Genomic DNA, 23036 nt, shown 5'->3' with positions numbered 1-23036 from the left:
CGGCCATGACGCAAAAATGGGATGCCGTGGGCGATTACTTCACCAGCTTGGTGCCGGTGATGCGCTCCAGGTTGCCGTGCCAGACCTTGTCCTTGTCGGCCTTCGGGATGTCGAGGCCCTCGATGATGCGCAGGGTCTCGCGCGTGTACATCGTGCCCTTCTCCGGATCGAACGGACAATCGGAGGCGAACACGATCTTGTCCATGTCGAAGAACGCGAAGCCCGCGTGCATCGCCGGCTCGCCGGTGAAAGTCGCGGTGTCGGCGTAGAAGCTGTGTTTGAAGTAGTCGAGCGGGCGCTTCTTCAGGCGCTTGAGCACCAGCGACAGGTCCTCGTCCGAGGTGCGCGCGCCGAGCTGGTCCCAGCCGGGACCGATGCGGCCTTCCACCATCGGCACGATGCCGCCGAAGTGGTGCGTGATGATCTTCAGCTTCGGATACTTGTCCATAATGCCGGAGAACACGAGCCGCGCCATCGCCGCCGCCGTCTCGTAGGACCAGCCGAACGTCCACCAGATCTCGTATTTCGATTTCGTCTCGGTGGCGTAGTCGGTCATGGCCGCGGTGCGCGCCGGGTGCAGCCAGATCGGCTTGTCGATCTCGTTCATCGCCGCGAAGAAGGGCTCGAACTCCGGATCGTCGAGCGGGCGGCCGTTGACGTGGGTGTAGATCTGCACGCCGAGCGCGCCGTTGGCGATCGCGCGCTTTGCCTCCTTGATGCCGAGGTCCGGCGCGCCGAGCGCGCTCTGCGCCACCCAGCCAGGGAAGCGATCGGGATCCTTTTTGCAGATTTCGGCGAAGCCATCGTTCAGCAGCTTGGCATATTCCTCGACCTCCTGGCCCTTGGCCAGCGCCTCGAGGGGCGGCATGCCGTGCGACAGGATCTGCGCGTAGTCCTTGAACTGATCGACGACCTTCTTGCGGACGTTGAGGTCATGGATCGCCGGCAATTCACGCATGCGCTTGCCGATGCCCGGATGATTGCTTTCCACCACCTTGGCGAAAAACTTCTCCGGGATGAAATGGGTGTAGGCGTCGATACGCATGAAGGACTCCGTGTTGTTCTTCGTTGCTGTCAGTAATGGGCGATGACGTTGAGCAGCGCCTGGCGCTTCTCCTTGACCACGACGTCGCGGGCGCGGGCCAGCGCGTCGGGCAGGTCGGCGGGTTTCTCGACGCGTTCGGCATGCGCGCCCTGCGCGCGCGCCATCTCATCGTAGGGCGGCGCCGGCGAGAGATCGGCCAGCACGTTACCGTCGGTTTCGCCGGCGACGCCGTCCTTGAACATCGCGAGCGTCGCGTTGCGCACGGCGCCGTAGCGGCTGTTGTTGAACACGATGGCGAGGATCGGCAGGTCGTGCACCTGCGACACCCAGTGACCGACCAGCGGATTGCCGAACATGTAGGCGCCGTCGCCAAGCGTGGCGACGACGAGCTTCTCCGGCGCGGCGAGCTTGGCGCCGAGCGCGGCACCGAAGCCCCAGCCAAGGCCGCCGGCCGGGCCGAGCGCATAAAAGGTGCCGGCCTTCTCGCGCGGGCAGTGATTGGCGCGCAACGGATACTCGTTGAAGATGACCGCGTCCTCGCCGACGCATTCGCCGATGCAGCGCGAGAGATATTCCGGCGAGATTCGGTCGCCGGCGGCGGAATCCTTCGCGAGCTGGGCGCGGCGGTTGCGCATGCGTTCGGCAAGGCGGCCGCGGCGCGCGGCGATGCGCGCTTCGGCCATCTGCAGGCGCTGCTCGACCGCTGCGCTGAGCGCGGAGAGCGCATTGGTGGCGCCGGCCTGCACCGCGAGATCGCTGGGGAACGAGCGCATCGGATAGCGCACGTAGAACGGATCCTCGCCGACATGCGCGACGCGCACGCCCGCCGACGGCCCTTGCAGTTGCGGAATCCACGGCACGTCGGCTTCGAGCACGATGACGAGGTCGGCATCGGCGAGCAGCGTGCCGGGCTCGTAGCCGAAATGCATCGGGTGGCTCGACGGCAGGCACACGGTGCGCGGGTTGTGCGTGATCACCGGAATGGCGCACCGCTCGGCCAGATGCGACAGCACCGGCACGGCGTCGTTCGGCAGTGTCGACGCGATGATCAGCGGCCGCTCGGCGGTGGCGAGCCACTCGGCCAGCGTGGCGATGGCCTTCGGATCGGGGAAAGCCGCGGCGGCATGCGGCCGCGGTTTGGTCGGCGCCGGCGGCTCCGGCATCGCCGCGGCGAGCGGCTCGCGCGGCAGCGACAGATAGACGGGGCCGCGCGGATGCGCCATCGCCACTTCGCTGGCGCGCGCCACCACGTCGACGATCTGGCCCGGCGTACGCAACTCGTAGTCCCACTTCACCAGCTCGCGCAGCATCCCCGCCTGGTCGAACATCTCCTGCGCCCAGTGGATTGGCCGCGAGCGCGAACCGAACGAGCCCTTCTCGGTGATCGGCGTGCGTCCGGCGGCGAGGATCAGCGGGATGCGGTCGCGCGACGCGTTGGTCATGTTGTTGATGGTGTTGGCGGTGCCGACATTGACGTGCACCATCACCGCTTGCGGCCGGCCGTTCATCAGATAGGCGCCGTGCGCCATGGCGACCGCCAGGTTCTCGTGCGGCACCAGGACCGGCTTGGGAACCTTGGCGTTGGTCTTCTTGGCGCGGCTGAAGGCCTCGACCACCGGCGGGAAATCGGTGCCCGGATTGGCGAAGAAATAGTCGGTGCCGTGATCCGCCAGGGCGCGCAGGAACGCTTCGGCAGCGATGATCGGACGCGTCGTCGGCGTGGCGGCCATTCGTCTCTTCCCTGTGAAAATGCCGCCGGCGCGGGCGCGCGGCGTGGCTGGTTGTTTTTCCGGCCTTGTACGCCAAGCGCGCCGGGCTGACAACGCAGCCGGACGCAGGGCTACTCCGCGGCCTCGGCCAGCGGCCGCACCGCCTCGATTTGATCGAGGCATCTGGCAAGGCTTTCGCCTTCCGGGTCGACCAGCGCGGCGGTTCGAGCGCTGGCCACCGCGTCGGCGGCGCGGTCGGTGGGCAGGGCTCCATCGAGCGCCGGGCGGATCACGCGGCCTTCGATGGCACGGTAATTCGCGACGCCGCGCGCGTGCGTGTCGCCGTAGCCCTTGATCAGCCGCGCGCATTCCGCGATCTCGAGCGCGAGATCGGGTGCCCGCAGCGCCGCCTCGACGATGAGGCCGAGCCAGGATTCGATCTGCTCCTGCTCCTGCACGTAACGGATGCCATACGGCCGGATGGCGCGCATCTTGGCGAGCAGCAGGAAACGCAAATAGCCGGAGATCGAGGTCGTGTTGATCTCCATGCCGAAATAGACGCGGCCGAGCCAGCCTTTGCGTTCGGCGAGGGCCAGAATGGGACGAGCCAGTGCCGGCGGCAGCAATTGCGTCAATTCCTCGAAGCCGGGCTTGAGGAAGTCGTGCACGGAGTAGGGCTCGTTCTTGGCCCGCAGTTCCTCGCGTGCGATGCGCTCCATGCGCGCAGGAGCAATTTTCGCCTGCGCCACGCGCACCACGTCTTCGTAGGACATGCGCACCGCGAGGTGGCGCGCCACTTCGCGCAGCAGTCTGCCCTGCAGACCCGCTTCAGCGTCGGCCTCGACGATCGGCACGAGACGATCGAGATAAAGCCGCGCGTAAGCCACGCTCTGATATGGCACCAGCCGGCGCACGCCTTCGCGCACGATATCCTGCGCGGCGGCCGGGATCGTGTCGGCGACATCTTGTTCGAGCGCCTCCTGCGTCGCCGCGGCGCGCGTCTTGCCCTCGGGCGCTTTCACCGGCGCGGCCTTGGCGCGCGCGGCGTCGTAACCGGCACGGAAGCCGCGCAGGTTGGCGTCGAGCGCCTTGCCGTCGTCGCGGATCGCGGCCTCGAACTGCTCGACCGTCAGTGGCAGGCGTCCCGAGCCGGCGATGGCCCCCAGCATCACGGCGTTGATGATCGAGCCGCTCTGCTTCGCCAGCGCGTCCATGTCGATGAGCAGCGCGTCGCGCGCATGCTCCGCGATCGCGCCCATGAGCTTGTCCTGATCGAAGCGGCCGTCGCCCATGGCGATCTTCTCGTCCATGGCATAGAAGCGGCTGGTCGAGGCGATCAGGTGCGTGCGGTCGCGCGTGACGAAACCGGCCGACACCGTGCGTCCGGCCTCGAGCAATTCGCTCGCCACGGCGATATCGATGTCGCCGACGCCGGGTGTCAGCGCCAGCACCGGCCGCTTGCCGCCGAGCTCGCTCGTCTGCACCGGCAGGATCTCGACGTAATAGGTCGTGGCGCCGGTGCGCTGCGCGACGCCGGGAATCGACGTCGACTGAACCGGGAAGCCGGCCTTCGCGGCCGCGGCGACGATCCAGTTGCTGAGCACGCCGCCGCCTTCGCCGCCCAGCGCGGCGATCAGCAGCGTGATGGGACGCGGGGATTTATCGTCACTCACCGCAGGCACTGCGTGCTCCCTCCCCCCTTGTGGGGGAGGGTTGGGGAGGGGGGTGGCTGCGATTTGTGACGAAGGACCCCCACCCCGCTCGTCTTCGACGAGCGACCCTCCCCACAAGGGGGAGGGTGAAGAGGAAGTACCGCCGAGCCAGCCGATGACGCGCTGGCGAACGTTGAACAGCGCGCGGTCGCGCCAGGTCGCGTTGCGAACGATCTCGGCGCGATAGAACGAGGGGCACAGCACCGCGGCATGTGCCACCTCGCCACACAGCCCGCAGCCGACACAGGACTCGACGACGGTGGCGACCGGGTCGGTGCGCAACGGATCGGGCGACGGCTTGACGGAGAGCGACGGACAGCCGGAGAGGCGGATGCAGGAGTGGTCGCCGGTGCATATCTCGCCGTCGACGCCGTAGCGCGCCCGGGTGACGCGTTCGCCACGCTTGAGCTTTTCGGCGTCCTCGGCGCGGATGCGCCGCTGCCGCGCCAGCATGCATTCGCCGTCGGCGATGATGACCTTGAGCCCGCGCTCGGCGGTCCTCATCGCCTCCTTCAGCGTCGTCACCATCTTCGAGACGCCATAGGTGCGCACCGTGCGCATCCATTTCACGCCCATCGAGCGCAAGGTCTGCTCGATATCCATGCCCGGCGCGGCGCCGGAGCGGCTCGCCTTCGACGACGGCATATATTGCTGGCCGGTCGCAGACGTGTAGCCGTTCTGCATGACGATCAGAACGCCGTCGCCTTTGTTGAACAGGTTGGACGCGACGCCGGTGATGAGCCCGTTGTGCCAGAAGCCGCCGTCGCCCATCACCGCGATCGAGCGCTTCTGCATGTTGGGGCCGACGGCGGCGGCGCTGGCGAGCGACATGCCGTAGCCGAGAATGGAGTTGCCCATCGAGAACGGCGCAAAGGTCGCGAACGAATGGCAGCCGATGTCGGCGGCGATATGCGTCGGACCGAGCTCGCGCTGCATCAGCTTGAGCGCGGAGAACACCGGCCGCTCCGGGCAGCCGGTGCAGAAAGCCGGTGGACGCGGCGGAAGGGCCCCAAGCGCGGCGGCAGCTTTCGGCTTGTGCGCGAACAGGCCGCGCGCCCGCTCGGCGATGGTATCGACGTCGAGGCCCGCGGGTCGTGCCGCCTGCAGGAAGGCGGCAAGCCCGTCGAGCAGCACGTCGGAGGCGTATTCGCCTGCCTGCGGCAACGGTCCCTTGCCGTAGACCTTGGTCTGAATGTCGGCGCGGCGCAGTTGGACGTTCACCGCCTGCTCGATGTAGTCCGGGAAGCCTTCCTCGACGACGAGCACGGCGCGTTTGGTTGCGCAGAACGCGGTGATTTCCTCGGGAACCAGCGGGTAGACGACGTTGAGCACGAGCACTGGCACGCGCGAGGCGCCGAACACGTCGGCAAGGCCCATGCGCTCCAGCGCGCGCAGCACGCTGGTGGTGAGCCCACCCATGACGATGATGCCGATGTCGGCGAGATCGCCGTCCATCGTCTCGTTCAGTTTCTGCTCGCGGATGAAGGCGCGCGCGGCCGGCAATCGCTCTTCGACCTTCAGGCGCTCCTGCGTGAAGATCACCGGCGGATGCGCGAGCCGTCCATATTCGAATTTCGGCGGCCCCGGCAGCTTGTCGAGCCCTGAGACGATGCCCTTGCGATTGTCCTTGGCGGCGAACTCGCCGGTGGCGTGGCAGGCGCGGATGCGCAGCTCGAGCATCACCGGCGCATGGCTCGCCTCCGACAGCTCGAAGCCCTTCTCGACCATGCGCACGATCGTCGGCAGGTCGGGACGCGGGTCGAGCAGCCACATCGACGACTTCAGCGCGTAGGCATAAGAGCGCTCCTGAATGACGCTCGCGCCCTCGCCGTAGTCCTCGCCGAGGATGATCAGGGCGCCCCCCACAACGCCGGGCGACGACAGGTTCGACAGTGCATCGGCGGCGACGTTGGTGCCGACGACCGACTTCCACGTCACAGCACCCCGCAACGGATAATTGATCGAGGCCCCGAGCATGGCGGCGGCGCTCGCTTCGTTCGAGCAGGTCTCGAGGTGGACGCCGAGCTCGGCCATCATGTCCTCGGCGTCGACCAGCACGTCGAGCAGGTGCGACACCGGCGCGCCCTGATAGCCGCCGACATACGACACGCCGGACTGCAACAGCGCCTTGGTGACCGCGAGGATGCCTTCGCCGCGGAAGGTCTCGCCTTCACCCAGCCGCAGCGCCTCGACCTCTTTCTTGAACGAACGTTCCATGCCTGCCTACGAAGCCGTTGGGGTCCCAACCATTATAGCGGCCTATCCCTACATGCGCGAGGGTAGCCACAGGGCGATGATCGGGAAGGCGATCAGGATGATCAGCCGGATTAGATCGGTGATGATGAAGGGGAGCACCCCCTTGAAGATAGTGGTGAATTTGACGTCGTCCACCACGCTCTTGATGACGAAGACAATCATGCCGACCGGCGGGTGGATCAGCCCGAGCTCGACTGTCATGACGATGATGACGCCGAACCAGATCGGATTGAAGCCGAGATGGGTGATGACCGGGAAGATGATCGGCACCGTCAGGATCACCATCGCGAGCGAATCCATCAGGCAGCCGAGCACCAGGTACATCAGCATGATCAGTGCGAGCACGCCGTAGCGGCCGACGCCGAGTCCGGTCAGGAATTCGGTGACTTTCTGCGGCGTCTGGGTGACGGTGAGAAAATAGCCGAACAGAAGCGCGCCGATCAGCACGGTGAACACTGCCGCGGCGGTGCGCGTCGCCTGCAGCAGCGAGCGGCGGATTTCGGCGCGGTCGAGCCGTCCGCGCAGCACGCCGATCAGGAAGGCGCCGCCGGCGCCCATGCCGCCCGCCTCGGTCGGCGTGAACAGGCCGCCATAGAGGCCGCCAATCACGAAGACGAACAGCAGCAGCGTCGCCCAGATGTTGCGCAGGCTTTCAATGCGCTCCTTCCAGCTATGCCGCGGCGCGCGCGGCAGGAAGTCGGGCCGCACGAAGCCGATGATCGCGACCGTCGCGATGTACATCGACGCCGCCAGGATTCCGGGCAGGATGCCGGCGACGAACAGTTTGCCGATGTCCTGCTCGGTGATGATGCCGTAGACCACAAGCACGGTGGACGGCGGCAGCATCGCGCCGAGCGTGCCGCCGGCGGCGATGACGCCGGTGGCGAAGCTCTGCGGATAGCCGTATCGGCGCATCTCCGGGTAGGCGACGGTCGAGAAGGTCGCGGCGGTGGCAACCGAGGAGCCGGAGATCGCGGCGAAACCGCCGCAGGCGGCTATAGTTGCGATGCCGAGTCCGCCGCGCAGATGACCGAGGAAGGAGTTGGCGGCGCGGAACAGTTCGCGGCTCATGCCGGAATTGGCGACGAAGGCGCCCATCAGCAGGAACATCGGGATGACGCCGAACGTGTAGTCGGTCACGGTCCGCATCGACGTCTGCCCGACCATCTTCAGGGCTGGCCCCGCGCCGACGATGTAGCCGAAGCCGGTGACGCCGACGAGGCCCATCGCCATGCCGATCGGCACGCGCAGGAGCATCATCGCAAACAGCGCGACGAACCCGGTGATGGCGACGAGATCGCTGCTCATGATCGTTGTGCTTATTCCACGGGCTTGATCTGATAGCCGCGCTCCATCGCCTCGGGATGGAAGATCAGCCGATAGGTGCGGATGGCGATCAGCAGCACGGCGGACACGTCGCCGATCCATGCCACCGCAAAGAAAGGCCACGTCGGCAGCCGCAGGTCGAACGTGAGCACGTTGTCGCGGTAGGTGCCGATCACCTTGTCGAACAGGGTGTAGGTGTGGACGACGACGACAAACAGCAGCACGAGCGTCGCGAACACGTCGATAAAGCGCTGCCAGCGCGGGCTGGAATTGGCCCAGACGAGATCGACGGTGATGTGCGTACCGCGGTAAGAGGTCGCGGCGATGCCCCAGAAGATCAGGATGCCGAGCAGGAGCCTGCCGAAATCGTAGGCGTCTGGAATTTGAAAGCTGAAGAAATAGCGCAATAATACCGAGATGAAGATGTCGGCGGCGACGATGCCGACGAAGAACGCGGCGATCATCTCGATGCCGTTGATGAAACGGTCCATCAGATTATGCCGGCGCGGCCGGCCGCTGCCGCCGGCGAGCCGCCGGACGACGTCCTCGTCGCTCATCACGTGGTCGGACATGGCTCGATCCCCGGAAACTCGGCGCCGGGCGCGATCACGGGCGCCCGGCGCAGCTTTGTCTCAGGTAAGGGCGCCTAGTAACCGGCCTTGTACTTGACGAGATCGGCCTTGAGTTCCTTCATTGCCGCGTCCGGATCGACGCCCACTTTCTTGACGCCGGCGGCCCACTTTTTCTCCAGCGGCTCAGCCGACTTCTTCCATTCGGCGAGCTGTGCCGGGGTGAGTTCGTAGACTTCCTGACCCTGCTCGGCCTTGATCTTGGCGATGCCGGCGTGTTCGAAGTCCGCCCACGGAGCGGCGACCTTCAACGCCCACTCATTGGTGCAGTGGTCATCGATCGCCTTCTTCTGGCGCGCCGACATCTGGTTGTAGGTGTTCTTGTTGAACACGAAGGCGAAGGTGGTCGTGTAGAGCGGCACGTCCATGTGGTACTTCGTAACCTTGTCGATGCCGAACAGCGGCACCGAACCCCAGGGGAAGGTCACGGCGTCGGCGACGCCCCTGTCGAGGATGTCGCGCACTTCCGGCGCGCTCGACTGCACGTTGGTGCCGCCGAGGCTCGTCACCCACTCGGCCATGGTCGCATGCGCGGGCCGAATCTTCATGCCCTTGATATCGGACGGCAGCACGATCTTCTTGTTCTTGGAATGGAACGTTCCGGGATCGTGCACGAAGGCGAGACAGAACTTGACGTCCTTCATCTCCTTGTCGGCGTATTTGCGATACCAGGCGTCCAGCGCCTGCGACCCGCCCTTGGCATTGGCGATCAGGAACGGCAGTTCGCCAGCGGCGATAATCGGGAACCGACCGGGCTGGTAGCCGGGATTGATGTAGGTGAGGTCGGCAATGCCGTCGCGCGCCATGTCGTAATGGTCAAAGGCCTTCCCGAGTTGCTGCGCCGGGAACACCTTGTAGTGGATCGTGCCGCCGGACTCCTTCTCGACGTCGGCGCCCCATTCTTCGAGCGCCTTCTGCAACGGATGCGACGGCGGCACCCAATGCGACAGCTTGAGCTCGAACGTCTTCTCCTGCGCAAACGCGGCGCCTGAGCCGATGACCGCGGCGATCGCCGCCGCGCAAACGTATCCCGTGAAGCGGGCTTTCATGACGGACTTCCTCCCTGCGATTGTTGTTGGTTGGACTGAGCCAACTCTTTTGCGGCATTTGAGCCGATGGCCGCCGCGGTTGTAAAGAGCATCGTTTGAAGTCAAACTATTCCCGAGCCGGGCGGAGATCCGGGACGCGTGGGGAGGGGTGGGACGTGCCTGCGAGCAAAACGCCTGTGCGCCGCAAAAAGAAGAACGGCGAGGCCGCTGCAGACGTCGATTTCGGGCCGCTCGCCGGCTGGGTCGGCTTCAATCTGCGCATGGCGCAGGAGGCGACGTTCCAGGCGTTTTCGCACCGCTCGCAGGAGATCGGCGAGAGCCCCGGCCGCTTTGCCACGCTGACGCTCATCAGCCGCAATCCGGGCATCAGCCAGACCGAGTTGTCCTATGCCAACGGCCGCGACAAATCGAGCCTGACGCCGGTTGTCGAGGATCTGGTGCGGCGCGGGCTGGTGGAGCGCAAGCGCATGGACCACGACCGGCGGGCTTACCGGCTCAGCCTGACCGCGGACGGCAAGAAAATGCTCGCCTTGATGACGCGCTGCGCGCGCGAGCACGAACGCGTCCTCGACGGCATCATCGGCGCGCGCGACCGTAAGCGGTTTATCGATGTGCTCAAGCGCCTTGCGGCGGCGCTGGGCTAAGCCGCCGGCTTATGGCGTCGGTGCGATACCGAACCTCACCAGCACCTCGGCCGGCACGGGATACGACTTCATGCGGCCGTCGGTATCGCGTACGGTCCACACACGCTTCTCCGTACACTCCGCGCAGAGATCGCCCTTCAGGCTGAGCTTGTGGCTCACGTCGAAGCTCGAACGTCCAAATGTGATCGTGCTTTCGACGGTGACGTCGTCGCCGAAGCGCGTCGGCTTCAGGAAGCGCGCTTGCGTGCGCACCAGCGGCCAGCCGGCAAAGGGCAGGCGCTTGAACATTTCGTGCTTGGTGAAGCCGAGCCTCGCCTCGAACAGCCGCGCGGTCGAGGCGTCGAAGATCTCGAAGTAGCGCGGATAGAAGATGATACCGGCAGGGTCGCAATCGCCCCACTCGATGCGCACGGTGCGGATGTTGGTCAGGCTCATGGCGCGTTCAGGGGTCAGCGCGGCGCCATGCGCAGCGCGCCGTCGAGGCGGATCACCTCGCCGTTGAGATAGCCGTTGTGGATGCAATGGAGGACGAGCGCGGCGAACTCGCGCGGCTCGCCGAGGCGCTTGGGATAGGGCACCGAGGCGCCGAGCGAATCCTGCGCCTCCTGCGGCAGCGCCTTCAGCATCGGCGTGGCGAAGATGCCCGGCGCGATGGCGAGCACACGGATGCCGAACTGGGCGAACTCGCGCGCCGCCGGCACTGTCAGCGCCGCGACGCCGCCTTTCGACGAGGCATAGGCGGCCTGGCCGACCTGACCCTCGAAGGCCGCGACCGACGCGGTCGAGACGATGACGCCGCGGTCGCCGCCCGGCAGCGGCTCCAATGCCTGCATGCCGGCGGCGACCAGCCGCATCATGTTGAAGCTGCCGATCAGGTTGATGCGGATGACCCGCTCGAAGTCGGCGAGCGGCATCGGGCCGTCCTTGCCGACGATGCGCTTGGCAGGTCCCACGCCGGCGCAGTTGACGAGGATGCGCGCGGGTCCGTGATCGGCGGCGGCGCGCTTCACCGCCGCTTCGCCGCTCGCGCTATCTGCGACGTCGCAGGCAACGGCGATGCCGCTGATGCTGCTGGCCACCTCGGCGGCGGCCTTTTCGTTGACGTCGACAATGGCCACGCGCGCCCCGGCCGCGGCGAGCGCCCGCGCGGTCGCCGCGCCGAGGCCGGAGGCGCCGCCGGTGACGATGGCGGCCTGTCCCTTGATTTCCATCCGTATCGTCCTTGTCGTTCAGCCGGGCTGGTCGGCGAGCGCGATCGTCGCTGCCGGCAGCGGCGAAGCATAAAGCGCCTCGACCAGGCTCGCGCGACTTTTCAGCACCGCGCGCTGGTTGATCGACCCTTTGTCGGTCGCCTCGCCTTTGTCCATCGACGGCGGCTCCGCCAGCAGGATCAGCCGCACCACGCGGGTGGACGAGCCGGTGCTCGTCTTCGCCATGCTGGCGAGTCGCCCGGCGAAGATTTTTCGCACGGCCGGATGCGCGAGTACGGCATCGACGGCCGCCTCCGCGGCGAGGCCGGCGAGCTTGCGGCAGGCCTCGACATCGGGAAACACCAGCGCCGCGATGTCGTCGCGGTCGGGCCCGGCGAAGACAACATCGCGCGCGTAGGGGGCGAAGTGGTCGATGAAACGGCCGCGCAGCGGCCCGACGCTGACCCAGGTGCCGGTCGACAATTTGAAGTCTTCGGCGATGCGGCCGTCGAACAGGAATCCCTTGGCCGGATCGTCAGGGTCGACGAATTTCAGCGCATCGCCGATCTTGTAGAAGCCTTCCTCGTCGAAGGCGCTCTGCGTCAGCGCCGGCTCGCGCCAATAGCCCGGGGTGATGTGCGGCCCGCGCAGCCGCGCCTCGAACTTGCCTTCGCTCGGCACAAGCTTGAGCTCTACGCCGGGCGCCGGCAGGCCGATATTGCCGGGACGATCGAAGTCCCACGAGCAGGCGAGCGAGGCCGGCGCCGTCTCGGTGGAGCCGAGCGACGACACGAAGATGATCCGCTCGCCGGTGGTTGCGACGGCGAGATCGTTGATCTCGTCCCAGGTCGCCTGGTTGAGGCCGGCGCCGGCATAGAACAACATCTTCAGCCGGCTGAAGAAGGTCCTCCGCAGGCCTTCATCGGCGCGGAAGTGCGGGATCAGCGCCTCGTAGCCCTTCGGCACGTTGAAATAGATGGTCGGCGCGATCTCGTGCAGATTGCGGACCGTCTTCGGCACGCCGGGCGGCGTCGGATTGCCGTCGTCGATATAGAGCGTGCCGCCGTTGACCAGGACCATATTGAAATTGTGGTTGCCGCCGAAGGTGTGGCTCCACGGCAGCCAGTCGAGCACGACCGGCGGCTCGTCCTGCACGAAGGCGAAGCCGGCGGCGAGCATGGCCTGATTGGCGCACAGCATGCGGTGCGTGTTGATCACGCCCTTCGGGTGACCGGTCGAGCCGGAGGTGAAGAGGAATTTTGCGATCGTGTCCGGCGTGACCGCGGCGTAAGCGGCGGCGACGCCGCGCGCGTCCTCCTCGCCGATCAGCTCTGAGAACAAGGTCGTCGGCCGGTCGCCGAGCGGGCTGCGCGTGACCACCAGTTCGACGTCGTCCGGCACCGTGGCGTAGAGCGCGCGCGCGAACGGCAACCCGTCATTGGCGAAGACGAGGCCGGGCGTCAGCAGATCGAGGATGCTGCGCAATTTGCCGAAGTCGCTCGACAGCAGCGAATAGGCCGGCGAAATCGGCGCGAACGGCACGCCGACCAGCATCGCCCCGAGCCCGAGCAGCGCCTGCTCGATATCGTTGCCGGAGAGGATGGCGATCGGCCGCTCCGGCGACAGCCCGCGCCGCAACAGCGCCGCGCCGATGTGCTGCACGGTCTCGTATACCTGCGCGTAAGTGAGCCGGCGCCAGCCGCCGTCGCCATCGCGTTGCGCGAGGAAGACGCGGTCCGGCGCGCGCTCCGCCCATGTCCGCAACGGCTCGATCAGATTGGCGGGGCAGGGGCCGAGCGGTTCGCGGGTCCGCACGACGATACTTCCGTCGGCGCGCCGCTCGAGGACGGGCGTCGGCACGCCGAGCCGGACCGGGCGCAGAGGCGCCGCGCGGGCCGCATCGGCCGTACGGGCTGGTTCAGGCATTTCGTCCCTTAGCGGCGTCTTATTGTTGTCCTGGACAACGATACCGCGCGCGGCGCCGCCGCCTCAAGAGCGGGTGACCTTCGGCCCGCGTTTCTCCAGAAAGTCCTTGAGTCGCGCTTTCGCCTCGGGGTCGGCCTGCGCCATCGACGACATCAGCGCCTCCATGGCGAAGCCGGCGTCGGGCGTCATCTCGGCGATGCGCGGCAGTGCTTGCATCACGGCGAAATTGGTCATCGCCGTATTGGCGGCGATGCGCTGGGCGAGCTCGAAGCCCTTGGCCAGCCCCTTGCCGGAATCGACCAGATAGGTGGTGAGCCCGATGGCGAGGCCCTCTTCGGCCGAATAGGTGCGGCCGGTGAGCATCATGTCCATCATGCGCGCGACGCCGATCAGCCGCGGCAGCCGCACCGAGCCGCCACCACCGACATAGATGCCGCGGCTGCCCTCCGGCAGCGCGTAATAGGCCGAGCGTTCGGCGACGCGCACGTGCGCCGCCGCGGCGAGTTCGAGCCCGCCGCCGACCACGGCGCCGTGCAGCACCGCAACCACCGGCACCCTGCCGTACTGGATCTTTTCGAAGGCGCGATGCCAGCGTCCGGAGTGGGCAATGCCCTCGCGGACGTCGCGCTCCTTGAGCTCAGAAAGATCCAGTCCCGCGGAAAAATGCTCGCCTTCGCCGCAGATCACCACCGCCGCGGTGTTGTCCGGCAGGTGGCTGAAGAAGGCGTCGATCCCGGCGACCATCTCGTCGTCGAGCGCGTTGCGCTTCTGCGCGCGGCTGAGCCGCAGGACCGTGACTTGTCCTTGCTGCTCGGCCCGAAGCGAGTCCGGAAGTGACACCGCAAGCCGGTCGGACGCCATCATTCTACCTCGTAGACATCGAGCCGCACGGCGCGCGCGAGCCGTTGCCCACACGCCACCGCGATGATGCGGTTGAGCCAGTCGGTCGAGGGGTCGCCGGTCTCGAAGCGCATCACGGTACGGAAATAATAGAGGGCCGGATCGACATTGTCGCCCCGCGCCAGCTTCTCGATCACCTCGGGCGGTCCGTGCCGCAAGCCGACGCTGTCGACCAGTACGCGGGCGCCGCCGTCGCTCTCGATCGTGTAGCGCGCCTGGATATCGGCAGCGCCGTCGGCGCGGATCACCTGCCAGTCGGCGCCGCCCGGCAGCACGCGGCCGTTGAACTTCTGTCCGCGCACGGTTCCGCCGCCGATGCCGATGATCCGCCGCTCGCCCACCGGCGTGCGGCCGAGGCTCATGATCGCTTCGAGTTCGGCTTCGATGGTGAAGATCGGTTGTGCGCTGAGCATGTGTGGGCCGGATGGTTGGAGTGCCAACCGCCATTTGACCCCTGCGGTTGCGGGCCGTAAATACGGACCCGAAAAACCCGGGACCCGTATAGTTATGGCGCAGATTACGTCGCTTGCCGCCGCCATCAAAGCCGCCGTCCACGACGGCGACGTGGTGGCGCTGGAGGGCTTCACGCACCTCATTCCGCATGCCGCCGGCCACGAGATCATCCGGCAGGGCCGCAAGCACCTGACCCTCATCCGCATGACCCCCGACCTGATCTACGATCAGATGATCGGCATGGGCTGCGTCGACAGACTGGTCTTTTCCTGGGGCGGCAATCCGGGCGTCGGCTCGCTGCACCGGCTGCGCGACGCAGTCGAGCAGGGCTGGCCCAACAAGCTGGAGCTGGAGGAGCACTCGCACGCCGCCATGGCCAACGCCTACGAGGCGGGCGCCGCCGGGCTGCCTTGCGCGATCTTCCGCGGCTACATCGGTGGCGGACTGCCGACCGTGAACCCGAAGATCAAGTTCATCGAGTGCCCGTTCACCGGCGAGCGTCTCGCCGCGATCCCGTCGCACCGGCCCGATGTCGCGGTCATCCACGCGCAGCGCGCCGACCGCAAGGGTAACGTGATGATCGAGGGGGTGCTCGGCGTGCAGAAGGAGGCGGTGCTCGCCGCCAAGCGCCAGGTGGTGACGGTCGAGGAGATCGTCGACGAGTTGCCGGAGCGCAGCCTGAACGCCGTCGTGCTGCCGCACTGGACCGTCAGCCACGTGGTCGAGGTGCCCGGCGGCGCGTTCCCGTCCTATGCGCAGGGCTACTACCCGCGCAACAACAGCTTCTATAAAAAGTGGGACGACATCGCGCGCGAGCGCGACACGTTCCAGGCGTGGATGAAAGAGAACGTGCTCGACAAGGGCCCCGAAGCCTTCGCGCAATACGCGCGCAAGCGCGCGAAGTGAGGATCGTCATGGCCGACTACAAGCCCAATGAGATGATGACCATCGCCGCCGCGCGCGGGCTGAAAAACGACGATGTCTGTTTCGTCGGCATCGGCCAGCCCTCTGCCGCCTGCAACGTGGCGCGGCTGACGCACGCACCCGATATCACCTTGATCTACGAATCGGGCACGCTCGCCACCAAGCCGAACGTGCTGCCGCTGTCGATCGGCGACGGCGAACTGTGCGAGACCGCGCTGACCACCGTGTCGGTGCCGGAGATGTTCCGCTATTGGCTGCAGGGCGGCCGCATCAAGGTCGGCTTCCTCGGCGGCGCGCAGATCGACAAATACGCCAACCTCAACACCACCGTGGTCGGCCCCTACGACAAGCCGAAGGTGCGCCTGCCCGGCGGCGGCGGCGCACCGGAGATCGCCACCTCCTGCGGCGAGATCTTCATCATCATGGCGCAGGGCAAGCGCGGCTTCGTCGACAAGCTCGACTTCGTCACCTCGATCGGCCACGTCACCGGCGGCGATAGCCGGCAGAAGCTGGGCGTCAAGACCAAGGGTCCGACGCGGCTGATTACCGACCTGGCGCTGTTCGAGCCCGATCCGGAAACCAAGGAGATGATCGTCACCTCCATGCATCCGGGCGTGACGCGCGAGCAGATCCAGGAGAACACCGGCTGGCAGGTGCGCTTCGCCGCCAAGGTGGCGGAGACGCAGCCGCCGACGCAGCAGGAACTCGAAGTCCTGCGCGAACTGTACGCGCGCACCGCGCGCGCCCACGCCGAAGCGGCATAACAGAGAGTGTCCCATGCGTGACGCCTTCATCTGCGACGCGATCCGAACGCCCATCGGCCGCTACGCCGGCTCGCTCGCCAAGGTGCGAACCGACGACCTCGCCGCGGTGCCGATCAAGGCGCTGATGGCGCGCAACACCAAGGCCGACTGGGAGAAGCTCGACGAGGTGTTCTTCGGCTGCGCCAACCAGGCCGGCGAGGACAACCGCAACGTGGCGCGCATGGCGCTGCTGCTCGCCGGCCTGCCGGGGAGCGTGCCGGGCGTGACGCTCAATCGCCTGTGCGCCTCCGGTCTCGAAGCTGTCGGCACCGCCGCGCGCGCCATCCGCGCCGGCGAGATGGAGTTCGCCATCGCCGGCGGCGTCGAATCGATGACGCGCGCGCCCTTCGTGCAGGGCAAGGCGACGGAAGCCTTCGCGCGCACGACCGAAATCTACGACACCACCATCGGCTGGCGCTTCGTCAATCCGCTGATGAAGAAACAGTACGGCGTCGATTCCATGCCGGAGACCGGCGAGAACGTGGCGGAGGATTTCCAGGTGACGCGCGCCGATCAGGACGCCTTCGCGTGGCGCTCGCAGCAGAAGGCAGGCCGCGCGATCGCCGCCGGCTACTTCGCCAGGGAGATCGTCCCCGTCGAGGTCGCCGGCCGCAAGGGCGACGTCGTCAAGGTCGAGAGCGACGAGCATCCGCGGCCGGAGACGACGCTTGAGCAGCTCGCCAAGCTGAGGACGCCGTTCCGCAATCCCGGCACGGTGACGGCGGGCAATGCCTCCGGCGTCAATGATGGCGCCGCCGCGCTGATCGTCGCCTCGGAAGCCGCCGTGAAGGCGCACGGGCTTACCCCGCGGGCGCGCATCCTCGGCATGGCCTCGGCGGCGGTGCCGCCGCGCATCATGGGTATCGGCCCGGTGCCGTCGACGCAGAAACTGATGGCGCGGCTCGGCCACAAGATTGGCGACTACGATTTGATCGAGATCAACGAAGCCTTCGCCTCGCAATCGCTAGCGTGTCTGCGTCAGCTCGGGCTTCCCGACGATGCCGAGCATGTCAATCCGCATGGCGGTGCGATCGCGCTCGGGCATCCGCTCGGCATGTCGGGCGCGCGTCTGGCGCTCACCGCTACGCACGGGCTCGAAGAGCGCGGCGGCAAGCTCGGCCTCGCCACGATGTGCGTCGGCGTCGGCCAGGGCGTGTCGCTGGCCATCGAGCGCGTGTAACGAACAAGAACTGAAGGGGGACTTATGTCGCTCGTCTATCCAACCAAGAGTCTGGAGAATTTCCCGGCGCATCTGACGCCGGGCTATCGCAGCACGGTCAAGCGCTCGCCATCGCAGCCGCTGATCATCGTGCCGCACACGCTTTCGGAGCTGACCGGCCCGGTCTACGGCCACAACGCGGTCGAGGAAGGCGACAACGACCTGACCAAGCAGTGCGCCGGCGAGCCGCTCGGTGAGCGCATCATCGTGCACGGCCAGGTGCTCGACGAGGACAGGCGGCCGGTGCCGGACGCGCTGGTCGAGATATGGCAGGCGAACGCCTGCGGCCGCTACGTCCATCTTGTCGACCAGCACCGGGCGCCGCTCGATCCCAACTTCACCGGCGCCGGCCGCACCGTCACCGACAAGAACGGCTATTACAAGTTCATCACGGTGAAGCCCGGCGCCTATCCGTGGGGCAATCACCACAATGCCTGGCGCCCGAACCACATCCACTTCTCCGTGTTCGGGCACTCGTTCCTGTCGCGTCTCGTCACCCAGATGTACTTCCCGGGCGACTACCTGTTCCCGTTCGACCCGATCTTCAATTCGGTCACGGACGAGAAGGCGCGCGCGCGCATGGTCTCGACCTTCGATCTGGAGAACACCATTCCCGACTGGGCCCTCGCCTTCCGCTTCGACATCGTCCTGCGCGGCCGCGAAGCGACGCCCCTCGACAACGACGAGCATTAACTCATGTCCGAGATCACGCCATCGCAGACCGTCGGCCCGTTCTTCGCCTACGGCCTCACGCCGAAGGGCCGCGCCAAGTGGGACCCGAACGGCACCTATAGCTGGAAGGAAACCGTCGGCGACAACCTGATCACGCCGGACGCGACCGGACAAAAGATACGCATCCAGGGTCAGGTGACCGACGGCGACGGCGCGCCCATCAACGACTGCATGCTCGAAATCTGGCAGGCGGATTCGCAAGGGCGCTATGCCAGCCCGCAAGACACGCGCGGGCGGCCGAACACGCAATTCAAGGGCTTCGGCCGCTCGGCGACCGACAAGGACGGCGTCTACAATTTCGACACCGTCAAGCCGGGCGCGGTGCCCGGCCCCGGCGGCAAGGCGCAGGCGCCGCATATCGTCGTCTGCATCTACTCGCGCGGCATGCTGCGCCAGATCTATACGCGGCTCTACTTCGCCGACGAGGCGGCGAACGCGTCCGATCCCATCCTGGCGCTGGTGCCCGAGGACCGGCGCGGGACACTCATTGCCCACAAGGCCGGCGAGGAGAAGGGCGTGCCGCTCTATCGCTTCGACATCCGCGTCCAAGGCGGCAACGAGACGGTTTTCTTCGAAATCTGACCGCATTTGCGCCGGCTTTGCCGGCACGACGGCCTCAAATCTAGGGGTGGACGGCGGGCGCTGCCCACCTTCCACCCCTCCTTTTTGTCAGACGCGTGGGCAATGATCGGCTCAGCCCCGGCGATGGGCGGCCTTAATCTCCCAGGGCGAGCCGAAATAGTTCGATTCGCCAAAGGCGCCTAAATTCCTGCCCACCCACTCTGCCCAACTTTCCCACATGCGTTTTGTGGTTGACGGCTGGGCACGAGCTTGGTTCGCTTTCCTTCAGGAAACCGGCCGTTAGAGCCGAGAGGAAACGTGCCATGAACGAGCAGATCCTTCAGGAGATCAGCGACTTTTGCCGTCAGCGCGGGCTCGCCGAATCCACCTTCGGCCGCCGCGCCGTTAATGACGGCAAGCTCGCCAGCCGCCTGCGCAACGGCGGCCGCATCACCACCGACACCCTCGACCGCATCCGCGCCTTCATGGCGCAGAGCGCCGACGAACCTCCCACGCGCCGGCGCATCCTGTTCGATCCCGCGGCGTCCGCGTCCTCAGCGCCATCCGCAGCTCCTTCAACCTCCCAGCTCCCAATGGTCAAGCCACCCGCGCCGCCCGTCGCCTCCGGTCAGGCCAGCGACGACCCGCAGCGCAATTTTCGCTTCTTCGACAACCGGCAGAAATATCTGCTGTTCGTGAATACCTGCAGCGAGAAGTGGGAGGTGGCCAACCGCGTCAGCCTCGAGCTCGCCAACATCCATCCGCGGCCGCCGGCGGTGCGCCTGTTCGACGCCGGCGTCGGCGACGGCACCGTGCTGGCGCGCGTCATGCGCGCGATGCACGACCGCTTCCCGACCATGCCGTTCTACGTGGTCGGCAAGGAGATCAGCCTCGAAGACGTACGGCTGACGCTGCAGAAGCTGCCCGACCGCTTCGTCGAGCATCCCTCGAGTGTCGTGGTGCTCACCAACCTCGCTTACGCCGAGGCGCCGTGGCTGAACGTCAAATCGCTCACCGCCGCCACCAGCCTGGTGTGGAAGGAAGTGGCGATGGACGGCACCAGCGCGCACTCCTTCGAGCAGCAGATCACCGCGCTCGAGCCGTTCCTGGCCGAGAACTGGAAGGCGCGCGTGTCGGCGAAGAGCGGCAATCCGGTCTACGAGCGGCCGGTGATCCTCGTTCTCTACCGCAACGATCACAAATTCCTGCTCGACCAGATCGTCCCGAAGCCGGGCGGCACCGTCGCCGACTACGATCTGGTGATCGCCTCGCAGCCGTTCCGCGCCCGCGCCTCGCTCGAATTCAAGGCCAAGCGCGTGCTGGCGCCGCTTGCGCGCGCGCTCGGCCCCGGCGGCCGCATGATCGCCATCCACTCGCACGGGAACGATCCGGGCATGGAGATCATTCAGCGGGTGTGGCCGCAGGACAATCCATTTGTGCACAACCGCCATGATCTCTTGAAGGCGGTGAAGCAGGACCTCGGATCGGCCGGCCGCGACCTCAATTTCAACGCCTATTCCGACCAGCGTTCGATCTTCCGCTACGACATGCACACGCTGCCGTCGGAAATCTCCTCCTCGATCGGCACCTCGACGCTGCTCGCGGCGTGGAACGCGGCCATTTACGTGGCGCAGGTCGAGGACGACCGGCTGGCCGACATCAATGCCGAGCGGCGCTACGTCGAGGCCACGCGCGACGTGCTGCAGCAGCACGGCGGGTTGTGGTTCTACGACGAGTCCTTCGTCATCTCGCGACGGCGCGAGTGATGCTGATCGCCGCCAACGAGCACGGCGCAGCGAACGGCTTCGCCGCACGATTCTCGGTCGAGGCGACCAAGCCGACCGCGGCCGAGATCGCCGCGATGGCGGCAGCGCTTCCGCGCGGCACCGAGATCTACATCACCGCCGTGCCGAAGCTGACCGCCGACGAACTCGTGACGGCGGCGGCGCGCGTGCGCGCGGCCGGGCTCGAGCCGGTGGCGCACATCGCCGCGCGCATGGTGCCGAGCGCCGCCGCGCTGGATGAACTCATGCGCCGGCTCGTCGCCGAAGCGGGGCTGACGCGGTTGCTCGTCGTCGGCGGCGACGCCGAGGTCGCCGGCCCGTTCCCCGATGCCTTGTCGGTCATCCGGAAGGGGCGCCTTGGCGAGCACGGCATTGCCGAGATCGGCATTGGCGGCTACCCGGAGGGCCATCCGCGCATCCCGCCGGGGCGGCTCGAAGCCTCGCTCGACGAAAAGATCGCACTGGCCGCGGCGCAGGGGCTCGCGGTCCACATCGTGAGCCAGTTCTCGTTCTCCGGCGAGCGCATCGTCGCCTGGCTGCGGCAATTGCGCACCTGCGGCATCCGGCTGCCGGTCAAGGTCGGCATGGTCGGGCCGACCAGCGTTCCGGCGCTGGTCCGTTTCGCGCGCCGCTGCGGCGTTTCGGCCTCGCTGCGCGGACTGATGACGGGGTCGGCCGCCTCGCTGGTCGGTCATGTCGGGCCCGACCGCGTCATTGCCGAGATTGCGGCGGCCGACGGTCTCGGCGAGATTGCCGCGCACTATTTTTCCTTCGGCGGCTGCGTTGAAACCGCACGCTATGCATGCGATGCCGCGCATGGAACGCATGGCGCTCGCCGTGCTATGGCTCATCCATATTAGGCGCGCGCGGCCGGCCGGGCGGCGCGCCATTCGGGAGGACTAAACCGATGGCCCAGAGAAGCAAACCGCCGTTCCGCGCCGATCATGTCGGCTCGATCCTGCGCACCGCGCCCGTCAAGGAAGCGCGCGCCAAGCATGAGAAGGGCGAGATCACCGCGGCCCAGCTCAAGGAGGTCGAGGACCGCGAGATCGAAAAGATCATCAAGAAGCAGGAAGAGATCGGCCTGCAGGCGATCACCGACGGCGAATTCCGCCGCTCGTGGTGGCACTACGATTTCTTCAGCATGCTCGATGGCGTCCGCCTGGAAGAATCCGACCACGGAATTCAGTTCCAGGGCATGCAGACCAAGATGCAGGTGCTGAAGGTCGACAAGAAGATCGGCTTCTCCAATCACCCGATGCTCGAGCACTTCAAGTTCCTGAAGGCGCATACGAGCCGCACCCCGAAGATGACCATTCCGGCGCCGAGCGTGATGCATTTCCGCCTCGAGCCGGGCTCGGTCAGCAAGGACGTGTATGCCAGCCGCGACGCCATCTTCGACGACCTCGCCGCCGCCTATCAGAAGGCGGTCAAGGCCTTCTACGACGCCGGCTGCCGCTATCTGCAGTTCGACGACACCGCCTGGGCCTATCTCTGTTCGCAGGAAGAGCTGAAGAAGGCGCGCGATCGCGGTCTCGACGTCGATCATCTGCAGGACAGCTACACCGCAATGATCAATAAGGCGCTGGAGGCGAAGCCCGCCGACATGACGATCACCACGCATGTCTGCCGCGGCAACTTCCGTTCCACCTTCATTTCCTCCGGCGGCTACGAGCCGGTCGCGAAGAACCTGCTCGAGAAGTGCAATTACGACGGCTACTTCCTCGAATACGACACCGACCGCGCCGGCGGCTTCGAACCGCTGCGCTTCCTGCCCAAAGGCAACAAGATGGTCGTGCTTGGCCTCGTCACCTCGAAGAGCGGTACGCTGGAGAAGAAGGACGACATCAAGCGCCGCATTGATGAGGCGACGAAGTACGTCGCGCTCGAGCAGCTTTGCCTGTCGCCGCAGTGCGGCTTCGCCTCGACCGAGGAAGGCAACGTGCTGGCGGCGGACGAGCAGTGGGCGAAGCTGAAGATGATCGTCGATCTGTCCAAGGAAGTGTGGGGCAGGTAAGCGCCGCCTCTTCCCTCTCCCCGCGTGCGGGGAGAGGGTGGCGAGGTCCGCAGGACCGAGCCGGGTGAGGGGGCGTTTCGATGCGCTCAGACCCGCGGATGCGCCCCCTCACCCGACGTCCTCGCAATCGCTCGGACGTCGACCTCTCCCCGCAAGC

The 23036-nt window shown here is 66.6% G+C and carries 20 protein-coding genes and 1 pseudogene; 9 read left to right on the top strand and 12 right to left on the bottom strand.

What is annotated here, in order from left to right; translation table 11 throughout:
* Window positions 1–34: 34 nt before the first annotated feature.
* The 7 genes and pseudogenes from VGV41_RS14535 to VGV41_RS14505 form a co-directional block, all read right to left on the bottom strand.
* Entirely contained in the window at window positions 35–1045 is a 1011-nt protein-coding gene (locus VGV41_RS14535; RefSeq protein WP_326864577.1) for an amidohydrolase family protein, read from the bottom strand.
* Window positions 1046–1074: 29 nt separating this feature from the next.
* A complete protein-coding gene (locus VGV41_RS14530; protein ID WP_326864576.1) occupies window positions 1075–2775 on the bottom strand; it encodes a thiamine pyrophosphate-requiring protein in 1701 nt (566 codons plus the stop codon).
* A gap of 110 nt (window positions 2776–2885) precedes the next feature.
* Window positions 2886–4583, bottom strand: coding sequence for an indolepyruvate oxidoreductase subunit beta family protein (locus VGV41_RS14525; RefSeq protein WP_349256816.1), 1698 nt, complete (start codon window positions 4581–4583; stop codon window positions 2886–2888).
* A pseudogene (locus VGV41_RS14520) lies at window positions 4572–6683 on the bottom strand (thiamine pyrophosphate-dependent enzyme); the annotation flags it as partial. The pseudogene VGV41_RS14520 and the gene VGV41_RS14525, both read right to left, overlap by 12 nt.
* 48 nt (window positions 6684–6731) lie before the next feature.
* Window positions 6732–8030 carry a TRAP transporter permease gene (locus tag VGV41_RS14515; protein ID WP_326864575.1) on the bottom strand — a complete coding sequence of 433 codons (1299 nt, stop codon included), beginning with the start codon at window positions 8028–8030 and terminating at the stop codon, window positions 6732–6734.
* An 11-nt stretch (window positions 8031–8041) separates the two neighbouring features.
* Window positions 8042–8539: a TRAP transporter small permease gene (locus tag VGV41_RS14510; protein WP_326864764.1), complete on the bottom strand. Its 498-nt coding sequence runs from the start codon at window positions 8537–8539 to the stop codon at window positions 8042–8044.
* Between the two features lie 155 nt (window positions 8540–8694).
* Window positions 8695–9726 (bottom strand): TRAP transporter substrate-binding protein, encoded by a 1032-nt coding sequence (locus VGV41_RS14505; RefSeq protein ID WP_326864573.1) that lies wholly within the window; start codon window positions 9724–9726, stop codon window positions 8695–8697.
* 155 nt (window positions 9727–9881) lie between these two features.
* On the opposite strand from VGV41_RS14505, the gene VGV41_RS14500 reads away from it, so the two are divergent.
* Window positions 9882–10370, top strand: a complete 489-nt coding sequence (locus tag VGV41_RS14500) for a MarR family winged helix-turn-helix transcriptional regulator (protein WP_326864572.1) — start codon at window positions 9882–9884, stop codon at window positions 10368–10370.
* Between the two features lie 9 nt (window positions 10371–10379).
* Here the strand turns inward: VGV41_RS14500 and VGV41_RS14495 are convergent, their stop codons facing one another.
* The 5 genes from VGV41_RS14495 to VGV41_RS14475 form a co-directional block, all read right to left on the bottom strand.
* Complete coding sequence (locus VGV41_RS14495) at window positions 10380–10805, bottom strand: thioesterase family protein (protein ID WP_326864571.1); 426 nt, start codon at window positions 10803–10805, stop codon at window positions 10380–10382.
* A gap of 14 nt (window positions 10806–10819) precedes the next feature.
* Window positions 10820–11581, bottom strand: a complete 762-nt coding sequence (locus VGV41_RS14490; RefSeq protein ID WP_326864569.1) for an SDR family NAD(P)-dependent oxidoreductase — start codon at window positions 11579–11581, stop codon at window positions 10820–10822.
* Window positions 11582–11599: 18 nt separating this feature from the next.
* Window positions 11600–13486 (bottom strand): feruloyl-CoA synthase, encoded by a 1887-nt coding sequence (locus tag VGV41_RS14485; RefSeq protein ID WP_326864568.1) that lies wholly within the window; start codon window positions 13484–13486, stop codon window positions 11600–11602.
* A gap of 63 nt (window positions 13487–13549) precedes the next feature.
* On the bottom strand, window positions 13550–14350 hold the full coding sequence (locus VGV41_RS14480; RefSeq protein ID WP_326864567.1) for a crotonase/enoyl-CoA hydratase family protein: 801 nt from the start codon (window positions 14348–14350) through the stop codon (window positions 13550–13552).
* Window positions 14347–14799, bottom strand: coding sequence for a DUF3237 domain-containing protein (locus tag VGV41_RS14475; RefSeq protein WP_326864566.1), 453 nt, complete (start codon window positions 14797–14799; stop codon window positions 14347–14349). Before VGV41_RS14475 ends, VGV41_RS14480 begins: the two co-directional genes overlap by 4 nt.
* A gap of 94 nt (window positions 14800–14893) precedes the next feature.
* Between VGV41_RS14475 and VGV41_RS14470 the strand changes: the two genes are divergently transcribed.
* The 8 genes from VGV41_RS14470 to VGV41_RS14435 all read left to right on the top strand — a co-directional run bounded on the left by VGV41_RS14470 (window position 14894) and on the right by VGV41_RS14435 (window position 22879).
* Window positions 14894–15745: a CoA transferase subunit A gene (locus VGV41_RS14470; RefSeq protein ID WP_326864565.1), complete on the top strand. Its 852-nt coding sequence runs from the start codon at window positions 14894–14896 to the stop codon at window positions 15743–15745.
* A gap of 8 nt (window positions 15746–15753) precedes the next feature.
* On the top strand, window positions 15754–16527 hold the full coding sequence (locus VGV41_RS14465; RefSeq protein WP_326864564.1) for a CoA-transferase subunit beta: 774 nt from the start codon (window positions 15754–15756) through the stop codon (window positions 16525–16527).
* A 13-nt stretch (window positions 16528–16540) separates the two neighbouring features.
* Window positions 16541–17746, top strand: coding sequence for a 3-oxoadipyl-CoA thiolase (pcaF, locus tag VGV41_RS14460; RefSeq protein ID WP_326864563.1), 1206 nt, complete (start codon window positions 16541–16543; stop codon window positions 17744–17746).
* Between the two features lie 24 nt (window positions 17747–17770).
* On the top strand, window positions 17771–18478 hold the full coding sequence (gene pcaH, locus VGV41_RS14455) for a protocatechuate 3,4-dioxygenase subunit beta (protein ID WP_326864561.1): 708 nt from the start codon (window positions 17771–17773) through the stop codon (window positions 18476–18478).
* Between the two features lie 3 nt (window positions 18479–18481).
* Window positions 18482–19099, top strand: coding sequence for a protocatechuate 3,4-dioxygenase subunit alpha (pcaG, locus tag VGV41_RS14450; protein ID WP_326864560.1), 618 nt, complete (start codon window positions 18482–18484; stop codon window positions 19097–19099).
* 302 nt (window positions 19100–19401) lie between these two features.
* Entirely contained in the window at window positions 19402–20844 is a 1443-nt protein-coding gene (locus tag VGV41_RS14445; RefSeq protein WP_326864559.1) for a hypothetical protein, read from the top strand.
* Window positions 20844–21722 carry a methylenetetrahydrofolate reductase gene (locus VGV41_RS14440; RefSeq protein WP_326864558.1) on the top strand — a complete coding sequence of 293 codons (879 nt, stop codon included), beginning with the start codon at window positions 20844–20846 and terminating at the stop codon, window positions 21720–21722. The genes VGV41_RS14445 and VGV41_RS14440 overlap by 1 nt, the downstream gene beginning before the upstream one ends.
* Before the next feature lie 47 nt (window positions 21723–21769).
* Window positions 21770–22879, top strand: a complete 1110-nt coding sequence (locus VGV41_RS14435) for a 5-methyltetrahydropteroyltriglutamate--homocysteine S-methyltransferase (RefSeq protein ID WP_326864557.1) — start codon at window positions 21770–21772, stop codon at window positions 22877–22879.
* Window positions 22880–23036: the final 157 nt, after the last annotated feature.

This window comes from Pseudolabrys sp., assembly GCF_035943735.1.
Taxonomy (GTDB): Bacteria; Pseudomonadota; Alphaproteobacteria; order Rhizobiales; family Xanthobacteraceae; genus Pseudolabrys.
This window is presented reverse-complemented; position numbering and strand designations above follow the sequence as displayed.